This is a genomic window from Actinomycetospora flava (assembly GCF_037400335.1).
Classification (GTDB): domain Bacteria; phylum Actinomycetota; class Actinomycetes; order Mycobacteriales; family Pseudonocardiaceae; genus Actinomycetospora; species Actinomycetospora flava.
On the sequence record NZ_JBBEGM010000006.1, the window covers coordinates 189,677 to 205,555 of the forward strand.

At 72.7% G+C, this 15,879-nt stretch carries 17 protein-coding genes and 1 tRNA gene; 8 read left to right on the plus strand and 10 right to left on the minus strand.

The features are described from left to right. Positions 1-71: 71 nt before the first annotated feature. Together WCD58_RS16135 and WCD58_RS16140 are read right to left on the minus strand one after the other, a co-directional pair. Positions 72-1,193, minus strand: coding sequence for a hypothetical protein (locus WCD58_RS16135; protein ID WP_337704078.1), 1,122 nt, complete (start codon positions 1,191-1,193; stop codon positions 72-74). 5 nt (positions 1,194-1,198) lie between these two features. Then, entirely contained in the window at positions 1,199-1,465 is a 267-nt protein-coding gene (locus WCD58_RS16140) for a hypothetical protein (RefSeq protein ID WP_337704079.1), read from the minus strand. Between the two features lie 466 nt (positions 1,466-1,931). Here WCD58_RS16140 and WCD58_RS16145 point away from each other — a divergent pair, with 466 nt between their 5' ends. After that, positions 1,932-4,427, plus strand: a complete 2,496-nt coding sequence (locus WCD58_RS16145) for a heterodisulfide reductase-related iron-sulfur binding cluster (protein ID WP_337704080.1) — start codon at positions 1,932-1,934, stop codon at positions 4,425-4,427. Positions 4,428-4,619: 192 nt separating this feature from the next. Then, positions 4,620-5,207 (plus strand): dCTP deaminase, encoded by a 588-nt coding sequence (gene dcd, locus WCD58_RS16150; RefSeq protein ID WP_337704081.1) that lies wholly within the window; start codon positions 4,620-4,622, stop codon positions 5,205-5,207. Here the strand turns inward: dcd and WCD58_RS16155 are convergent. Continuing rightward, positions 5,204-6,913: a diguanylate cyclase domain-containing protein gene (locus WCD58_RS16155; RefSeq protein ID WP_337704082.1), complete on the minus strand. Its 1,710-nt coding sequence runs from the start codon at positions 6,911-6,913 to the stop codon at positions 5,204-5,206. The two genes, dcd and WCD58_RS16155, sit on opposite strands and share 4 nt — an antisense overlap. Positions 6,914-7,121: 208 nt before the next feature. Next, positions 7,122-7,694, minus strand: a complete 573-nt coding sequence (locus WCD58_RS16160; RefSeq protein WP_337704083.1) for a glycosyltransferase family protein — start codon at positions 7,692-7,694, stop codon at positions 7,122-7,124. A 271-nt stretch (positions 7,695-7,965) separates the two neighbouring features. On the opposite strand from WCD58_RS16160, the gene WCD58_RS16165 reads away from it, so the two are divergent. Next, positions 7,966-8,039: transfer RNA gene (locus WCD58_RS16165), tRNA-Gly, on the plus strand. Between the two features lie 107 nt (positions 8,040-8,146). Then, positions 8,147-8,653, plus strand: a complete 507-nt coding sequence (locus WCD58_RS16170) for a GNAT family N-acetyltransferase (protein WP_337704084.1) — start codon at positions 8,147-8,149, stop codon at positions 8,651-8,653. Here the strand turns inward: WCD58_RS16170 and WCD58_RS16175 are convergent, their stop codons facing one another. From WCD58_RS16175 to WCD58_RS16185, 3 genes are read right to left on the minus strand one after another with little or no spacing between them, the layout of a single operon-like run. Then, the gene (locus WCD58_RS16175) at positions 8,654-9,046 is read right to left on the minus strand and encodes a DUF6841 family protein (RefSeq protein WP_337704085.1); all 393 of its coding nucleotides are present in this window, start codon (positions 9,044-9,046) and stop codon (positions 8,654-8,656) included. 42 nt (positions 9,047-9,088) lie between these two features. After that, complete coding sequence (locus WCD58_RS16180) at positions 9,089-9,568, minus strand: SRPBCC family protein (RefSeq protein WP_337704086.1); 480 nt, start codon at positions 9,566-9,568, stop codon at positions 9,089-9,091. Next, positions 9,568-9,924: an ArsR/SmtB family transcription factor gene (locus tag WCD58_RS16185; protein ID WP_337704258.1), complete on the minus strand. Its 357-nt coding sequence runs from the start codon at positions 9,922-9,924 to the stop codon at positions 9,568-9,570. The genes WCD58_RS16180 and WCD58_RS16185 overlap by 1 nt, the downstream gene beginning before the upstream one ends. 128 nt (positions 9,925-10,052) lie before the next feature. Between WCD58_RS16185 and WCD58_RS16190 the strand changes: the two genes are divergently transcribed. Further along, positions 10,053-10,988 (plus strand): alpha/beta hydrolase, encoded by a 936-nt coding sequence (locus WCD58_RS16190; RefSeq protein WP_337704087.1) that lies wholly within the window; start codon positions 10,053-10,055, stop codon positions 10,986-10,988. 332 nt (positions 10,989-11,320) lie between these two features. Here the strand turns inward: WCD58_RS16190 and WCD58_RS16195 are convergent, their stop codons facing one another. Continuing rightward, complete coding sequence (locus tag WCD58_RS16195) at positions 11,321-11,743, minus strand: hypothetical protein (protein WP_337704088.1); 423 nt, start codon at positions 11,741-11,743, stop codon at positions 11,321-11,323. Here WCD58_RS16195 and WCD58_RS16200 point away from each other — a divergent pair. Both WCD58_RS16200 and WCD58_RS16205 read left to right on the plus strand, forming a co-directional pair. Further along, on the plus strand, positions 11,727-12,197 hold the full coding sequence (locus WCD58_RS16200) for a transglycosylase SLT domain-containing protein (protein WP_337704089.1): 471 nt from the start codon (positions 11,727-11,729) through the stop codon (positions 12,195-12,197). The genes WCD58_RS16195 and WCD58_RS16200 overlap by 17 nt on opposite strands. A 24-nt stretch (positions 12,198-12,221) precedes the next feature. Continuing rightward, positions 12,222-13,067, plus strand: coding sequence for an oxidoreductase (locus tag WCD58_RS16205; protein ID WP_337704090.1), 846 nt, complete (start codon positions 12,222-12,224; stop codon positions 13,065-13,067). Positions 13,068-13,127: 60 nt separating this feature from the next. On the opposite strand, the gene WCD58_RS16210 is transcribed toward WCD58_RS16205, so the two are convergent. Further along, entirely contained in the window at positions 13,128-13,568 is a 441-nt protein-coding gene (locus WCD58_RS16210; protein ID WP_337704091.1) for a helix-turn-helix transcriptional regulator, read from the minus strand. Here WCD58_RS16210 and WCD58_RS16215 point away from each other — a divergent pair. Continuing rightward, positions 13,567-13,926, plus strand: coding sequence for a DUF6841 family protein (locus tag WCD58_RS16215; RefSeq protein WP_337704092.1), 360 nt, complete (start codon positions 13,567-13,569; stop codon positions 13,924-13,926). The genes WCD58_RS16210 and WCD58_RS16215 overlap by 2 nt on opposite strands. Here WCD58_RS16215 and WCD58_RS16220 read toward each other — a convergent pair. Beyond that, positions 13,923-15,812: a propionyl-CoA synthetase gene (locus tag WCD58_RS16220; RefSeq protein ID WP_337704093.1), complete on the minus strand. Its 1,890-nt coding sequence runs from the start codon at positions 15,810-15,812 to the stop codon at positions 13,923-13,925. The genes WCD58_RS16215 and WCD58_RS16220 overlap by 4 nt on opposite strands. Positions 15,813-15,879: the final 67 nt, after the last annotated feature.

Sequence of the window (15,879 nt, forward strand, 5' to 3'; positions counted from 1 at the left end):
TCGAGCTGCTGCCGGCCTCGAGGGCCTCGGGTGGGGAGTCCGCGCCACCGCGGTCGAGTGCGCGCCGGGACCTACCGCGGCGCAGCACCGGGGTCTCCTCGTCGGTCACCGCGCGTGCCCGGTCCGAACGGCGCCGCCGGGGCGGCCGCGTCGGTCGGGGGCGCCGGTTCGTTCGACATCGGCCAGCCCGGGCGCCGCCGCGGGCGCACGGGACGGCGCTGGGTGCGGTCCGGGTCGGGGTCGGGCACGGCCTTGCGGATCACGGACCCCGCGCGGCGCGCCGGCACGGCCTCGCGCCGCCCGGTCCGCGCGCCGGTCCAGGCCGCCATCGCCGCGTCGCCCGCGCGCTGATCCGGGACGGGGGGCAGCTCGGCGGGCTTGTCGGTGCCGCCGGTGGCGGGCGGGGCCACGGCGTCGCCGACGTCCGCGCTCGACGGCGGGCCGAAGTCGGCGTCGGCCGTCCGGGCCTTCGCGGGACGGGCACGCCGGCGGACGCCCGACGAGCTCGCGCGCCGGGGGCCGTCCTCGCGGTCGTGCCGGCGCGCGGCGCGCGCGTGCGAGGGACCGGCCTTGCGCACGGTGGGCGTGAGATCCTCCGGGGCCTCCGCGACCGGCTCCGGCTCCGCAGCCTTCTCCGGCTCCGGCTCCGCAGCCTTCTCCGGGGTCTCCACGACCGGCGTGGCGGCGGGCACCTCGTCGTCGCGGGGCGGCGGGCCCCAGGCGGCGTCCTCGGCGGGGTCGACCGCGACCGGGCGCGCGGGTTCCGTCGCCGCCTTCTCCGTGCGGTCGCTGCCGCGCGGGAGGGCGACGGCGGTGGGCGCGCCGCTGAGCCTGGGGCGGTCGCGGTGCACCCGCACGTGTCCGGTGGTCAGGGCCCCTCCGGTGACGCGCCGGCTCACCCGGGGCCCGCGCAGCTCGTGGACGAACAGCGTCAGCCACTCCAGCAGCGGGCGCTCGTCGTTGATGCGCCGCGACACGAACCGGGTGATCCCGACGGTGATCAGCAGCGCCCACGCGACCGAGAAAAAGCCGAGGTCGATGCCGAGGCGGCGCTGCACGAACATCACCACGAGCATCACGATCAGCCCGACCCCGTAGGCGGAGTAGCGGGCGCGCCAGGGGAACGTCGCGCGCGGCGGCCCCAGCCAGACGGCGTCGACGCGGTACACCTCGTCGTCGGTGCGGATGTGCACCCGCGTCACCCCGTGATGAGCTGGGCGAAGAACGCACCGACACGCGCACCCGCACCAGGCGTGAGGGCGATGCCGAGGGCGACCAGCCCGATGATCAGACCGATGCTGCGGCGGGCGACGCCGGCGTTGTCGCCGCGCCCACCGATCCACAACATGATGATCGCGATGCCCAGGAGGATCAGCGGGACGATGTTGTCCTGGATCCAGCCCTGGAGCCCGCCGGTCCCCGGGGCCTGCGCGACCAGGTCGGCGCCGAGGAACGTGACGGTCATGGCGGTCCTCCCGCGAACGTGCTGGTCGATGTGCCGGACGCCGTTCTCGACCGGTCGAGTAAACACGGCGCCTGCAGGGAATCCAACAACCCTGGCGCCGGGGTCGTCACACCCCCCGACGGCCGTCGGGCACCCGCTTCCCACGCCCTCCCCCACAGGCGTGCTCGCATCGTCGACCCTCCGCGACCGGCGGGTCATGAGGACCCGCTCTCCTGGTCCGGAAGAGCCTATCGTGATCCACACGGCACGGGCGGTCATCACGCTCCGGCGTGGCGCGGTCGCGTTCACATTCGCAAAGCATCGCCCGATCGAGATCGACCCGACCCGGCCGTGTCCGGTTACCGATGAGTAGCTTCGGTCACCCTTCGCAGCGCCGAGGGCCCGACCGGCGGTTACAGTGCCGCCGACGCAGTCGTTGTCTCACCGGGTCCACCACCACGGACCCGGGTCACGGGGAGGTCCCGTCGTGGTCGTCCGTTTGGTCCTGGGGCTTGCCCTGACCCTGGTCGTGGCGGTCGTCGCCGCGCGCCGGGCATGGTGGCTCTACACCCTGATCGCCTCCGGCCAGCCCGACGCGAAGCGCGCCGACGGTCTCGGCGCCCGCGTGCGCGCCCAGTTCGTGGAGGTGTTCGGGCAGCGCAAACTGCTGCGCTGGTCCATCCCCGGCCTCGCCCACCTCTTCACGATGTGGGGCTTCATCATCCTGCTGACGGTCTACATCGAGGCCTACGGCGCCCTGTTCGTCGAGGACTTCCACATCCCGCTGATCGGGCGCTGGGCGGTCCTGGGCTTCCTGCAGGACTTCATCGCGATCATGGTGCTGATCTCGATCATCGCCTTCGCGATCATGCGCGTGCAGCAGGCGCCGGAGCGCCGCGCCCGCACGTCGCGCTTCTACGGCAGCCACACCGGCGGCGCCTGGCTGATCCTCTTCCTGATCTTCAACGTCGTCTGGACGCTGTTCGCCTTCCGCGGCGCGTCCTCGGCGCTGGGCTACTTCCCCTACGACTCCGGCGCCTGGGCCTCGATCGGGGTCGGCGCGCTGTTCTCCGGCATCCCGGTCGGCGTCCTCGAGGTCCTCGAGTCCGTCTTCCTGCTGCTGCACATCGGCGTCGCGCTGGGCTTCCTCATCGTGGTGCTCTACTCGAAGCACCTGCACATCTTCGTCGCGCCGATCAACGTCTCGGCGAAGCGTCTGCCGAAGGCGCTGGGCCCGGTGCCGCCGATCGAGCACGACGGCAAGCCGATCGACTTCGAGGATCCGCCCGAGGAGGCCTCATTCGGTCGCGGCAAGATCGAGGACTTCACGTGGAAGGGCATGCTCGACTTCGCGACCTGCACCGAGTGCGGTCGCTGCCAGAGCCAGTGCCCCGCGTGGAACACCGGCAAGCCGCTGTCGCCGAAGCTGCTGATCATGGACCTGCGCGACCACATGTTCGCGAAGGCGCCGTACATGATCGGCGGCAAGGAGACCCCCGAGTCGCCGCCCGCCGGCATCGGGCCGAACGAGAACGCGCACGTCCCGGAGTCGGGCTTCGAGCGCCACACCGCCAGTGACGACGCCCAGGCCTCGCGCCCGCTCGTCGGCACCGCCGAGGCGCTCGGCGTCATCGACCCCGAGGTCCTGTGGTCGTGCACGACCTGCGGCGCCTGCGTCGAGCAGTGCCCGGTCGACATCGAGCACGTCGACCACATCATCGACATGCGCCGCAACCAGGTCATGATCGAGTCGGAGTTCCCGGCCGAGCTGGGCGTCCTGTTCCGCAACCTGGAGAACAAGGGCAACCCCTGGGGCCAGAACAACTCGTCGCGCATGGACTGGGCGAAGGACCTGCCCTTCGACGTGCCCGAGTTCGACGGCGAGCTCTCCCCGGAGACCGAGTACCTCTTCTTCATCGGCTGCGCCGGCGCGTTCGACGACAACGCCAAGAAGACGGTGCGCGCCGTCGCCGAGCTGCTGCACATCGCCGACGTGAACTACGTCGTGCTGGGCAAGGAGGAGAGCTGCACCGGTGACCCGGCGCGGCGCTCGGGCAACGAGTTCCTCTTCCAGATGATGGCCATGCAGACCAAGGAGATGCTCGACGCCGTCTTCGAGGGCCGCGAGCCGGGGACGCGCAAGATCGTCACCACCTGCCCGCACTGCATGAACACCCTCGGGCGCGAGTACCCGCAGCTCGACGGGCACTACGAGGTCGTCCACCACACCCAGCTGCTCAACCAGCTCGTCCGCGAGAAGAAGCTGGTGCCGGTGGCGCCGGAGTCCTCGCCGGTGCCGAGCGCGCAGAAGATCGACATCAACCCGGTGACGGGCCTCCAGTACCACGGCCCGCACTCCGACGGCACCGAGCGCGGCCTGATCCCCGCCAACGGGCACGGCACGCCGGGCCACGACGGCGACCAGGCCGCCCCCGCCGCGGTCGCGCTCGCCGAGAAGGGGTCGACGAACGGGCACGCGGGGTCGAACGGGAACGGGCACGCGGGGTCGAACGGTGGCGCCCGCAAGACCGTCACCTACCACGACCCCTGCTACCTGGGCCGGCACAACGAGGTCTACAGCCCGCCGCGCGAGCTGGTCGAGGCCGCGGGCGCCGAGCTCAAGGAGATGCCCCGCCACGCCGACCGTGCCCTGTGCTGCGGCGCCGGGGGCGCGCGGATGTGGATGGAGGAGAACATCGGCAAGCGCATCAACATGGAGCGCGTCGACGAGGCCATCCAGACCGAGACCGACACGATCGCCACCGGCTGCCCGTTCTGCCGCGTGATGCTCACCGACGGGCTCACCGAGCGCCAGAGCGAGTCGAAGGCCGTCGGCACCGAGGTCATGGACGTCTCGCAGATGCTCCTCGCGGCCGTCAAGCGCGGGCGCCCGGACGCGACCGCCGAGACCGACCACGAGGGCGACTCCGACCCCGACACCGCGGCCACCTCGGCCAACGTGCAGAACCCGTCGGAGAACTGACGGGCGCCGGCGTGGTGCCGGCCTGACGAACGAACGGCGCTCTCGCTGCTACCGAAGCAGCGAGAGCGCCGTTCGTGTCTCCGGGGTCGGCGCACACGGCGCCCGGCGGCCCCGGGGTGATCGCGGCGAACGAGCTGCTCGCTGCTTCCGGGCGCGCGAACTCCCCGTTCGCGGCCTCGATAGGGTCCGCGCGTGCTGCTCTCCGATCGCGACATCCGCGCCGAGATCGCGGCCGGGCGCGTCGGGCTCGACCCGTTCGACGCGACGCTGCTGCAGCCCTCGAGCGTGGATCTGCGCCTCGACCGGCACTTCCGGACGTTCAACAACCACGCCTACACGCACATCGACCCGTCGCTGCAGCAGGACGACCTGACGCGGATGGTCGAGCCGGCGAGCGACGAGGCGTTCGTGCTGCACCCCGGCGAGTTCGTGCTCGGGTCCACCTACGAGGTCATCACGCTGCCGGATGACGTCGCAGGCCGGCTCGAAGGGAAGAGCTCTCTGGGCCGTCTGGGCCTGCTGACCCACTCGACGGCCGGGTTCATCGACCCCGGGTTCTCCGGCCACGTGACGCTCGAGCTGTCGAACGTGGCCAACCTGCCCATCCGGCTCTGGCCCGGGATGAAGGTCGGGCAGCTCTGCCTGTTCCGGCTCTCGTCGCCCGCCGAGCACCCGTACGGCTCGCCGGTCTACGGGTCGCGCTACCAGGACCAGCGGGGCCCGACGCCCTCGCGCTCCTACGTCAACTTCCGCCGCGGCCTGCCCGACGACACCCGCTAGTCCACCAGCCCGCCCGCGCGGTGCACGCGGTTGCGGCCGGCGTTCTTCGCCGAGTACAGCGCGCGGTCGGCCTCGCTGAGCAGGGCCTCGCCGTCACCGGCGTGCTCGGGCAGCCCCGCGACGCCGAACGAGGCGGTGACCAGCTGCTTGTCGCCGCGCCGGAAGTCCTCCTCGACGCGCACGCGCAGGCGCTCGGCCAGCTTGGCCGCGTCGTCCGGCCCGCCACGGGTGACGAGGATGGCGAACTCCTCGCCGCCGTAGCGGTAGGCGGTCTCGCCGTCGCGCATGGCCGTGCGCAGGGTGCTGGCGACCTCCTGGAGCACCACGTCGCCCTGCTGGTGGCCGTAGCGGTCGTTGAGCTCCTTGAAGTGGTCGAGGTCGAGCATGATCACCGACATCGGCGACGAGTGCCGCTTCGCGTTGGCGACCGCGGAATCCAGGTCCGCCCCCAGCCGGCGGCGGTTGGCGAGCTGGGTGAGCGGGTCGAACTGCGACAGACGCTCGGTGGCGGCGTGCAGGCGGCTCGCCTCGATCGCCGAGCCGGACAGCGTCGCCAGCATCTCGACCGCCGACAGGCGCTGCCCGTCGACCTCGCCGTCGGGCGAGTCGTAGCACTCGAGGATGCCGATCACGCGCGCACCGACGACCAGCGGGACCGCGACCGCCGCGTCCTCCCCGGTGTCGGGGTCGCCGCGCGAGATCTGCCCGTAGCGCGCCGAGCGCCCGACGACGCCGACCCCGAGGTTGCAGTGGGTCTCCATCGGCGACACCGCGCCGCGGTCGGAGTCGTAGGCGAGCTCGAGGCCGTTGCCGTCCTCCTCGAGCAGCCACAGCAGCACGCGTCCGTCGGTGACCGCGACCGCGGCCTGGACCGTGGAGTCGATGACGTAGCGGGTGTTGAGGGAGCCCGCGATCTCGCGGGTCATGATCAGGATGGTGCGCAGCCGGTCGGTCTGGGACTGCAGGCGCTCGGCCTGGGCCGCGGCCTCCTCCCGCTGCCGGCGCAGGGCGACGGTCATGTCCGCGAGGCCGTCGCGCAGCGCCACCAGCTCGGCGGACCCCGTCACGGGCTCCGGCGGCGACAGCCGGCCCTCGCCGATCCCGCGCACCGAGGCGAGCAGGCCGTCGACGGGGGTGACGACGTGGGTCTGCAGGCGCGAGCGGCCGCGCAGGGCCACGACGAGCGTGCCGACGCCGATCAGCGCGATGAGCACCCCGATGACCCACTGGGCCGCGACCGCGTTGGCGTCGGCGGTCTCGATGGCGTCGAGGACGTCGACCCGGGTCGCGTCCTTGCGGGCGCGGTAGTCGTCGAAGAGCGCGGTGCCCTGCTTGAGGAAGGTCTCCGCGCCGCCGGGCGGCGGCAGGCGACGCGCCTGGTCGGCCCACTCGGTGCGCCAGCGCTGCTGGGCGAGCAGGAGGGCCAGCACGTCCTGGCGGAGCTGCGGCTCCTCGAGGAGGTTGACCATCTGGCTGTCGGCCGCCGCGAGCGCCGGGGCGGCGTCGGTGGCGCTGTCGGCGAAGAACTGGTCACCGGTCGCCAGGTAGCCCCGCAGCGAAGCGTCCATGTCGAGCATCGCCTGGTGGGAGTCCTCGAGCGCGAGGAGCCCGTCCTGGAGGCGCTGGTCGGCCGGCGCCGTCACCGCCACGGACCAGACCAGCCGGAAAACGACGAGCAGCACGATGAGCAGGGCAGCAATCGACACCGTGAGGCCCAGACGCTGGACCTCGTGAATCAGTCTCGGTGCTCGCCTCACCGACCCCCGCCCTCCTGGTGCGCCGACTGTCCACCAGGACCATCAGGCTCGCGAGGCATGACGTTAGCCGGGAAGGGGTAATTGCCTCTACTTTTCGTGCCCTCCTCATCACTGAGTGATGATGTCGGGCACTCTGGTCGCTGAGGGTGACGCTTCGTCAGGCGGACAGCGTGCGATGCGTCGGGAGGCGCACGACGCGCGGACCGTTGCCCGGCTCGGGACGTTCCCGGACGAGGCGGTGCGCCGCCGCGGCCGCGCGCACGTGCTCCGGTTCGGTGTCGGGCGCGTCCTGGGTGGCGACGAGCGCCGCGATGGCCGCCTGGTTCGCGGTCTCCACGGTGGACCGGCCCTCGACCGGCACGGCGACCACCGGCACCCCGCGCCACACGGCGGCCTGGGTGGCGGCGAGGGCCGTGGACGAGCCGCCGCGGACGAGCACGACCGCCGGGGCGTCGTCGCCGACGAGCGCGTCGAGCCGCGGCAGCATCGCGGCGACCTCCGCGGCCGGCCCGGCGTCGGGCGTCTCGACGAGCAGGACGCGGCCCGCGAGTGCGCCGAGGTCGTCGAGCACCTCGTCGACCGCCATCGGGTCGGGCCCGGTGGCGACGAGGACGGGGCACACCTCGGGGTCGCGCTCGCCGAGCGCGGCGAGGGCGTTCGCGTCCTCCGCGGACGCGACGATGACGAACATCTCCGGGAGGGAGCGCTCGTGCTGCTCACGGGCAGTCATGGCGTCCTCCTCCCCCGGGCTCTCCACTGGCATGTCGCTGACCAGCCAACACGACGGGCAGCCCCAACAGGAGTGCCTGTTCCCGGATCTACCCTGTCGACCTAACGCGTCGTCACGCAGCGTGCGATCCACTCGCAGTCGACTCGTGATCGCACCGTGATCGAGCGGTGAACCACAAGCATGTGATTGCGCCCCGCGCCGGATCGAACGACCCCGGACCAGCCCCTCCGCCCGGACGCCGAAGCGCCGTGTAGGCTCCTGGGAGCAACGCGCGAGTGTAGTTCAATGGTAGAACATCAGCTTCCCAAGCTGAGAACGCGGGTTCGATTCCCGTCACTCGCTCCACGTTCGTCCTCGCAGGTCAGCGGCCCGTTCTCCGATTACTCGGGGGCGGGCCGTCGTCGTTCGCAACGTCGTTGCGCGCTCCCCGCACCCCCGCCACGCTGCCCCGCGTGATCGTGCGACGCGAGCGGCCCGAGGATCTCCCGGCGGTGCGGGCGGTGGTCGCCGGCGCGTTCGACGCGGGCGACGGCATGATCCCCGTCGAGGTCGGGCTGCTCGACCGCCTGCGGGAGGACGTGGGCTGGATCCCGCGCCTCTCGCTGGTCGCCGAGCAGGAGGGCGAGGTCGTCGGCCACGTCGTCGCCACCCGCGGACGGGCCGGCGAGCGGCCCGCGCTCGGGATCGGACCGGTCGCCGTGCGCCCCGACCGGCAGGGCCGCGGCATCGGCACCGCGCTCATGTACACCCTGCTCGGGGCGGCCGAGGCGTGCGACGAGGAGCTCGCCGTCCTGCTCGGCGAGCCGGCGTTCTACGGGCGCTTCGGGTTCGGGCCCGGCGCCGACCACGGCGTGACGGCGCCCGAGCCGGCGTGGGGTCCGCACTTCCAGGTCCGCGCGTTCACCCGGGACGCGCCGCGGGGGACGTTCCGCTACGCCGCGCCGTTCGAGGAGCTCTGATCAGCCGACCATCAGCGCGGCGATGCGGGGCCCCTCGGAGCCGTCGGCGATGAGGTAGCTGCCGCGGAAGTCGGCGATCACCGACGCGTCGGCGGCCAGGCGCAGGAAACGCCCCTCGTACCGCGCGCAGCTGTCGTTGATCAGCACCGTCTCGGCGTCCTGGACGACCGTGCTGTCGAACCCGACGTGGCGCAGGCCCTCGACCTGTCCCCGGATCACGCCGATCACCTGCTCCGGCTCGTGCAGCCAGCCGGTGGCACCCGGGGCGCTGAGCAGCATCGGGACGCCGTAGTAGTCGAGGATCGACTCGACGTCGTCGCGGTCGCCGCGGCCGAGGGCGACGAAGCAGTCGAGGTAGGCCGCGAACCACGTCGTGACGTCGTTGGTGTCCACGCGTGCGCATCCTGCCCCGTCGCCCCGGCGGCGATCGGGCGACTACCCGGCCAGCAGCTCGTCGAGCTTCTCGTAGCCCTCGTTCACGCCGATCTCCATGCCGCTCGCGATCATCGCGTCCCGGGCGTCGGTCGACTCGAACAGCGAGAGGCCCTCGAGGCGGGTGCGGCCGTCGCCGAGGTCGACGAACGTCATCGTCTCCAGGGTCACGGAGTCGGGGAAGCCCTCGAAGGTGAAGGTCTGGACGATGCGCTCATCGGTCCGGACCTCGTGGAACGAGCCGTAGAACGTGTAGGCGCCGTCGTCGTCGCGGTGGGTGTAGCGGTACGAGCCGCCGGTCACGACGTCGAAGCGGTCGATCTCCATCGTCAGGCCGCGCGGCCCGAGCCATCGCTTGACCAGGTCGGGCTCGACGTGGGCGCGGAAGACGTTCGCGACCGGCGCGTCGAACTCGCGGGTGATGCGGACGGTCGGCGCCGCGGGGTCGGCGGTGATCGTCGTCTCGCGGGTCGTGGTGCTCATCAGGATGCTCCTCGTTGTCGGTCGGGGGCTGCGGTGTCGGTGTCCATCTCGGCGAGGACGTCGTCGAGACGGCGATAGCGCTCCTCCGCCTGGCGCCGGTAGCGCTCGATCCACTTGGTCATCAGGTCGAAGACCTCCGCCTCGAGGTGGACCGGCCGGCGTTGCGCGTCGCGCGTGCGGGTGACGAGCCCGGCCTCCTCCAGCACCTTGAGGTGCTTGGAGACGGCCTGAACGCTGACGTCGTACGGCTCGGCGAGCTCGTTGACGCCGGCGTCGGCATCGGCCAGGCGCGCCACCATGTCGCGCCGGATGGGATCGGCGAGGGCCGAGAACACCCGGGAGAGCTGGTCGTCCACGCTCACTCACTCCTTGCTCAACCTTGCGGTTGACGAAGACGATAGCGCCGAGCGGACACTTGTTCAACCCCTGAGTTGAATGCGGTCCGAGCGAGCGGGCCGACGGGCGAGAACCCAGGATGCCGACCATGACCGACGGTGCGTCCACGATCGACCCCGAGCTCGCCGCCGCCATCACCCGCCTCGAGGCCGACGGCTGGTTGCCGCTCTGGCGCGACGACGTCGCCGAGGCGCGGCGGAGCTACCGCGAGCTGGCGCTGATCCGGCGCGGCGAGGCGCCGGCGGTCGGGTCCGTGCACGACGACGTCGTGACCGGCCAGGACGCCGACGTCGCCGTGCGGATCTACGAGCCGCCGGGCGAGCAGCGGGCGATCACCGTGGTCTGGCTGCACGGCGGCGGCTGGGTGCTCGGCGACCTCGACACGGCCGACGGCGCGGCGCGGCGCGTGTGCACCCACCTCGGGGCGACGGTGGTCTCGGTCGACTACAGGCTCGCCCCGGAGCACCCGCACCCCGCGCCGGTCACCGACGCGCACACCGCGCTGCGCTGGGCGGCGACGCTGCGGCCGTCGGACCGCCTCGTCGTCGGCGGGGACAGCGCCGGCGCCGGGCTCGCCGCCGGCGCGGCCCTGCTGGCGCGCGACTGGGGCCCGCGGGTCGACGCCCAGCTGCTGCTCTACCCCGGGCTCGACCCGGCGATGAGCTCGCCGTCGATCACCGGGAACGCGCGGGGCCCGTTCCTCACCCACGACGACCTCGCGTGGTTCTGGGGCCACTACGTGCCCGAGCCCGGTCTGGGCGTCGACCCCGCGCTCGCGCCCCTGAGCGACCCCGACGGCCTCGACGGCGTGGCCCCGGCGGTCGTCGCCACCGCGGAGCTCGACCCGCTGCGCGACGAGGGCCGCGCCTACGCCGACGCGCTCGAGGCCGCGGGCGTCGCCGTCCGGCGCCTCGAGGGCGCGCACCTCGTGCACGGGTACTTCGGCCTGGCGGCGGCCTCGAGCGCGGCCCGCGCGGAGGGCGATCGCGCCCTCGACGCGCTGGCCGAGCTGCTGGCCGCCTGAGCGCCGACACGCGCGACCCGACGGACGACCGCACCGTGCGCCGAAGGGTTCCCGACCCCGCACGGCCGCGGGCCGGCCCGGACGACCCGACCGCCCGTCGCCGGCACGACCGCTCGACGCGCCCGGACGTCCGCCCGCGGGCATGCACGGGGACGCATCGGCGGCCTCGGGCCGCCCGCCGGACCTCTCGGCGCCACGGACACGCGACATCGCCCTGATCGAGGGACTCCAGGACGAGGAGGGGCTCGCGACGCCCCTCGACGGTGCCGCTATGTTTCGACCCGTCCGATCACGGAATGGTCACGGCGACGGCTCCCCCTCGTACCGCCGGGTCATCTGTTCCCGACGACGAGGAGGTGTCGGTTGAGCCGACACGGAGTAGGTGACCCCGACACCGTTCCGTTCTCCCTCAGCGGTACCCGGACCGAGCCCCGGAAAACCCGGTCCTCCCGTTCTTCCTCCACGACCGGCTCGATCCTGGTCGCGGCCGTCGCCGCCGGTGCCGTCCTCCCGGCGATCCAGACGCTCGACACGCACACGGCCGACGCCGAGGCGCCCGCGACGCCCGACGCCGCGACCGCCTCGTTGGCCCTCGCCGCGCAGCACCAGCCCGCGCCCGCGCGCCACGCCGTCGGCGGCGTCTCCTCGGTGAGCCCGATCGCGATGCCGGCGTCCACGATCTCCTCGGCCTCCTCGTCGTCGGACTCCGACGAGCCCAGCGCGGGGGACGAGAACGACGTGTCCTCGCTGATCAAGTCGATGAGCGTGACCCGCGAGAACGGCCCGCTGGAGTTCGGGACGCCCTACTCGGCCGGCAACGAGCGCACGCTCGACGGCCAGATCGCCAAGGCGCTCGGGCTCATGGGCCTGCCGCAGCGCCTGGCGCCGGGCGTCAAGAAGATCATCATGCGCGAGTCCACGGGACGCGCGAACGCCGTCAACGACTGGGACTCCAACGCCTCGGCCGGCACGCCGTCGAAGGGGCTCATGCAGCTCATCGACACGACGTTCCGCAACGCGGTGCTCCCCGAGCTTGCCGACCGCGGCATCTTCGACCCGGTCGCCAACATCACCGCCGGCGTCCGCACGATGATCGCGAACCACAGCATCGACGACGTCGAGGCCGGCGGCCTGCGCAACTCGGCGGGCAACTACATCGGCTACGGCGGCGCGGCCATCCCCGACGACGGGCTCGGCCGGGCGGACTGAGCCTCCGGCGGGTAAGCCGGAGACATGAGCGAACGAACCTGGCTGATCACGGGCGCGTCCCGGGGACTCGGCCGCGCCCTCGTCGAGACGGTGCTGGAGTCCGGCGACCGCGTCGTCGCCACCGCGCGCGACGCCGGCACCCTCGACGACCTGGTCGCGAAGCACGGCGACCGGCTGCTCGCGCGCGACCTCGACGTCACCGACCGCCACGCGGTGTACGCGGTGACCAACGAGATCGCCGGCGAGACCGGCCGCATCGACGTCCTCGTCGCCAACGCCGGCTACGGCCTCGCGGGCGGCGTCGAGGAGGTCAGCGAGGACGAGGCGCGGCAGCAGGTCGAGGTGAACCTGTTCGGCGCGCTGTGGTCGATGCAGGCCGTGCTCCCGACGATGCGGGCCCAGCGGCGCGGCCACATCCTGCCGATCTCGAGCATCGGCGGTGTCGGCGCGTTCCCGAACACCGGGCTGTACCACGCCACCAAGTGGGGCCTGGAGGGCATGGCGGAGTCCCTGGCCCAGGAGGTCGCGCCGTACAGCATCGAGGTGACAATCGTCGAGCCGGGCCCGTTCCGCACCGACTGGAACGGCGGCAGCATGGTCCGCGCGACGCCGATGCACGCCTACGACGACGTCCTGGGGCCGCGGCGCGCGGCGATGGACGGGTCGCAGGCGTTCACACAGCCCGGCGACCCGCGCCGCGCCGGCGAGGCGATGATCCGCGTCGTCACCTCGGGGAACCCGCCCCGCCGCCTCCTGCTCGGCGAGATGGCCGCCGACCTGGCCCCGAAGCTCTGGCAGCAGCGGATCGACGAGGCCGCGAGCTGGCGCGACGTGTCGGTCGGCGCGGACTTCCCGCCCGGCGAGCGCTGAGGTCCCCTGTCGCAGCGAACGTGGCGTTCGCTGCCTCGACGCACTCGACGTCCCCGTTGATCACCCGGCGAGGGCGTCGGCGAGCTTGCGCATCGCCGACGCCGCGCTCGGGGTGACGGTCGGCCCGAGGACGGCGAGGCTGGAGAGCAGCGCCGCCGCCTCGGGCAGGTCGAAGCGGATCGGGGCGGGGGCGGCGACATGGGCGAGGCTGACGCCGCCGCCGCGGCCCGGGTGCGCGGTGATCGGGACGCCGCTGTCGCGCAGGCGCTCGACGTCGCGGGCCAGCGTGCGGGCCGAGACGCCGAGGTCGCGGGCGAGCTCGGGGATCGGCAGCCGCGTGCCGCGGGCGGCGTGCAGCCGCTCGACGACCAGCTGCTGGCGCTCGACCCGGCGCAGCGCGAGGTGGCCGTCGCGCGAGGCCGCGGCGAGATCCACGAGACCGGAGACTACGTCAGAACACGACACCGGCGTGTCCTGGTTGCGCTCTAGCGTCGCGACCATGACCGACACCGTCGAGAGCTTCTTCGCCCGCTACGCCGAGGCCCTGCTGGCCCGCGACGAGCAGGCCGTCGCCGATCTCTACGCCGTGCCCGCGCTCGTCCTGTTCCCCGGGCAGGCGATCGCCGTGTCCGACCGCGCGCAGACCGCGGCGTTCTTCGCGTCGTCCTGGTCGCAGTACGAGGGCATCGACGCCGCCGACCCCACGATCACGGTCATGGGCGAGGGGCCGGTCGGCGTCTGGGCCGACGTCACCTGGGACCACGGCCACGGCCCGGCCGAGCGGTTCTGCTACCAGCTCGTCGCGGGTGAGGACGGCTACCGGATCGCCGTCCTCACCCTCCTCGACCTGCGAACCTAGGCGTCCGGGCCCTTCTGCAGCACCGGACGCAGGGTGTCGAGCACGCTGGCGTCGTCGATCGTCGACGGCACGGCCTCGTCCTTGCCGTCGGCGATGCCGCGCATGGTCTTGCGCAGCACCTTGCCCGAGCGGGTCTTGGGCAGCGCCGGCACGACGGCGACGTTCTTGAACGATGCGACGGCGCCGACCTCGTCGCGCACCATCGTCACGAGCTCGGCGGCGAGCTCGGCCTCGTCGCGCTCGACCCCGGCCTTGAGGACGACGAACCCGCGAGGGACCTGGCCCTTCATCGCGTCGTGCACGCCGATCACGGCGCACTCGGCGACGTCCTTGTGTCCGGAGAGCACCTCCTCCATCGAGCCGGTCGACAGGCGGTGGCCGGCGACGTTGATGACGTCGTCGGTGCGGCCCATGACGTAGAGGTAGCCGTCCTCGTCGAGGTAGCCGCCGTCGCCGGTGAGGTAGTAGCCCTCGTAGCGCGACATGTACGACTCGCGGAAGCGCTCGTCGTCCTGCCACAGCGTCTGCAGGCAGCCCGGCGGCAGCGGGAGCTTGATCGTGATCGCGCCCTCCTCGCCGTGCGGCAGCACGGTGCCGTCGACGTCGAGGATCTCCACCTGGTAGCCGGGCACGACCACCGACGGCGAGCCGGCCTTGAGCTCCAGGGGCTCGAGCCCGCGCAGGTTCGCGGCGATCGGCCAACCCGTCTCGGTCTGCCACCAGTGGTCGACCACCGGCACGCCGAGCTTCTCCGACGCCCACGTCCACGTCTCGGGGTCGAGGCGCTCGCCGGCGAGGAACAGGGTCTCGAGGCTGGAGATGTCGTAGTCGCGCAGCAGGACCGCGTCCGGGTCCTCCTTCTTGATGCCGCGGAACGCGGTCGGCGCGGTGAACAGCGCCTTGACGCCGTGCTCCTGGATCACGCGCCAGAACTGGCCGGCGTCGGGCGTGCCGATCGGCTTGCCCTCGTAGAGCACGGTCGTCGCCCCGGTGAGCAGCGGCGCGTAGACGATGTAGGAGTGCCCGACGACCCAGCCGACGTCGGAGGCGGTGAACATGACCTCGCCGGGCCCGACGTCGTAGATGTTCTCCATCGACCAGCGCAGGGCCACCGCGTGGCCGCCGTTGTCGCGCTGGACGCCCTTGGGCTTGCCGGTGGTGCCCGAGGTGTAGAGGACGTAGAGCGGGTCGGTGGCCGCGACGGGCACGCACTCGGTGGGCTCGGCGTCCTTGACCGCCTCGGCCCAGTCGACGTCGCGTTCCCCCATCTCGGCGGCGTACTGCGGGCGCTGGAAGACGATCGAGCGGCCCGGGTCGTGCTCGGCGAGCTCGATGGCCTTGTCGAGCAGCGGCTTGTACTCGACGACCCGCTTGCCCTCGATGCCGCAGGAGGCGCTGACGATCGCCGACGGCTTCGCGTCGTCGATGCGCACCGCGAGCTCGCGGGCGGCGAACCCGCCGAAGACCACCGAGTGGATCGCGCCGAGCCGCGCGCAGGCGAGCATCGCGACGGCGGCCTCGGGGATCATCGGCATGTAGATGATCACGCGGTCGCCCTTGCCGACGCCGTGCGTGCGCAGGACCCCGGCGAAGGCGGCGACGCGGTCGCGCAGCTCGCGGTAGGTGAAGCGCTGGCGGTCGTCGGTGACGGGCGAGTCGTGGATCAGCGCGACCTGGTCGCCGCGACCGCTGTCGACGTGGCGGTCGAGCGCGTTGTGGCAGGTGTTCAGCTCGCCGCCGGCGAACCACGTCGAGAACGGCAACTGCGACGCGTCGACGATCGTCTCGGGCTCGCGGTACCAGTCGATCAGGCCCGCGGCCTCGCGCCAGAAGCCGTCGGGGTCGTTCATGCTGCGGTCGTAGGCCTGCCGGTACTCGCCACTCATGGTCCGGACACTAGCCACGCCCCCGGACCCCGCGCACTGCCCGAACGGCCACGCCGATCGTCCCGTT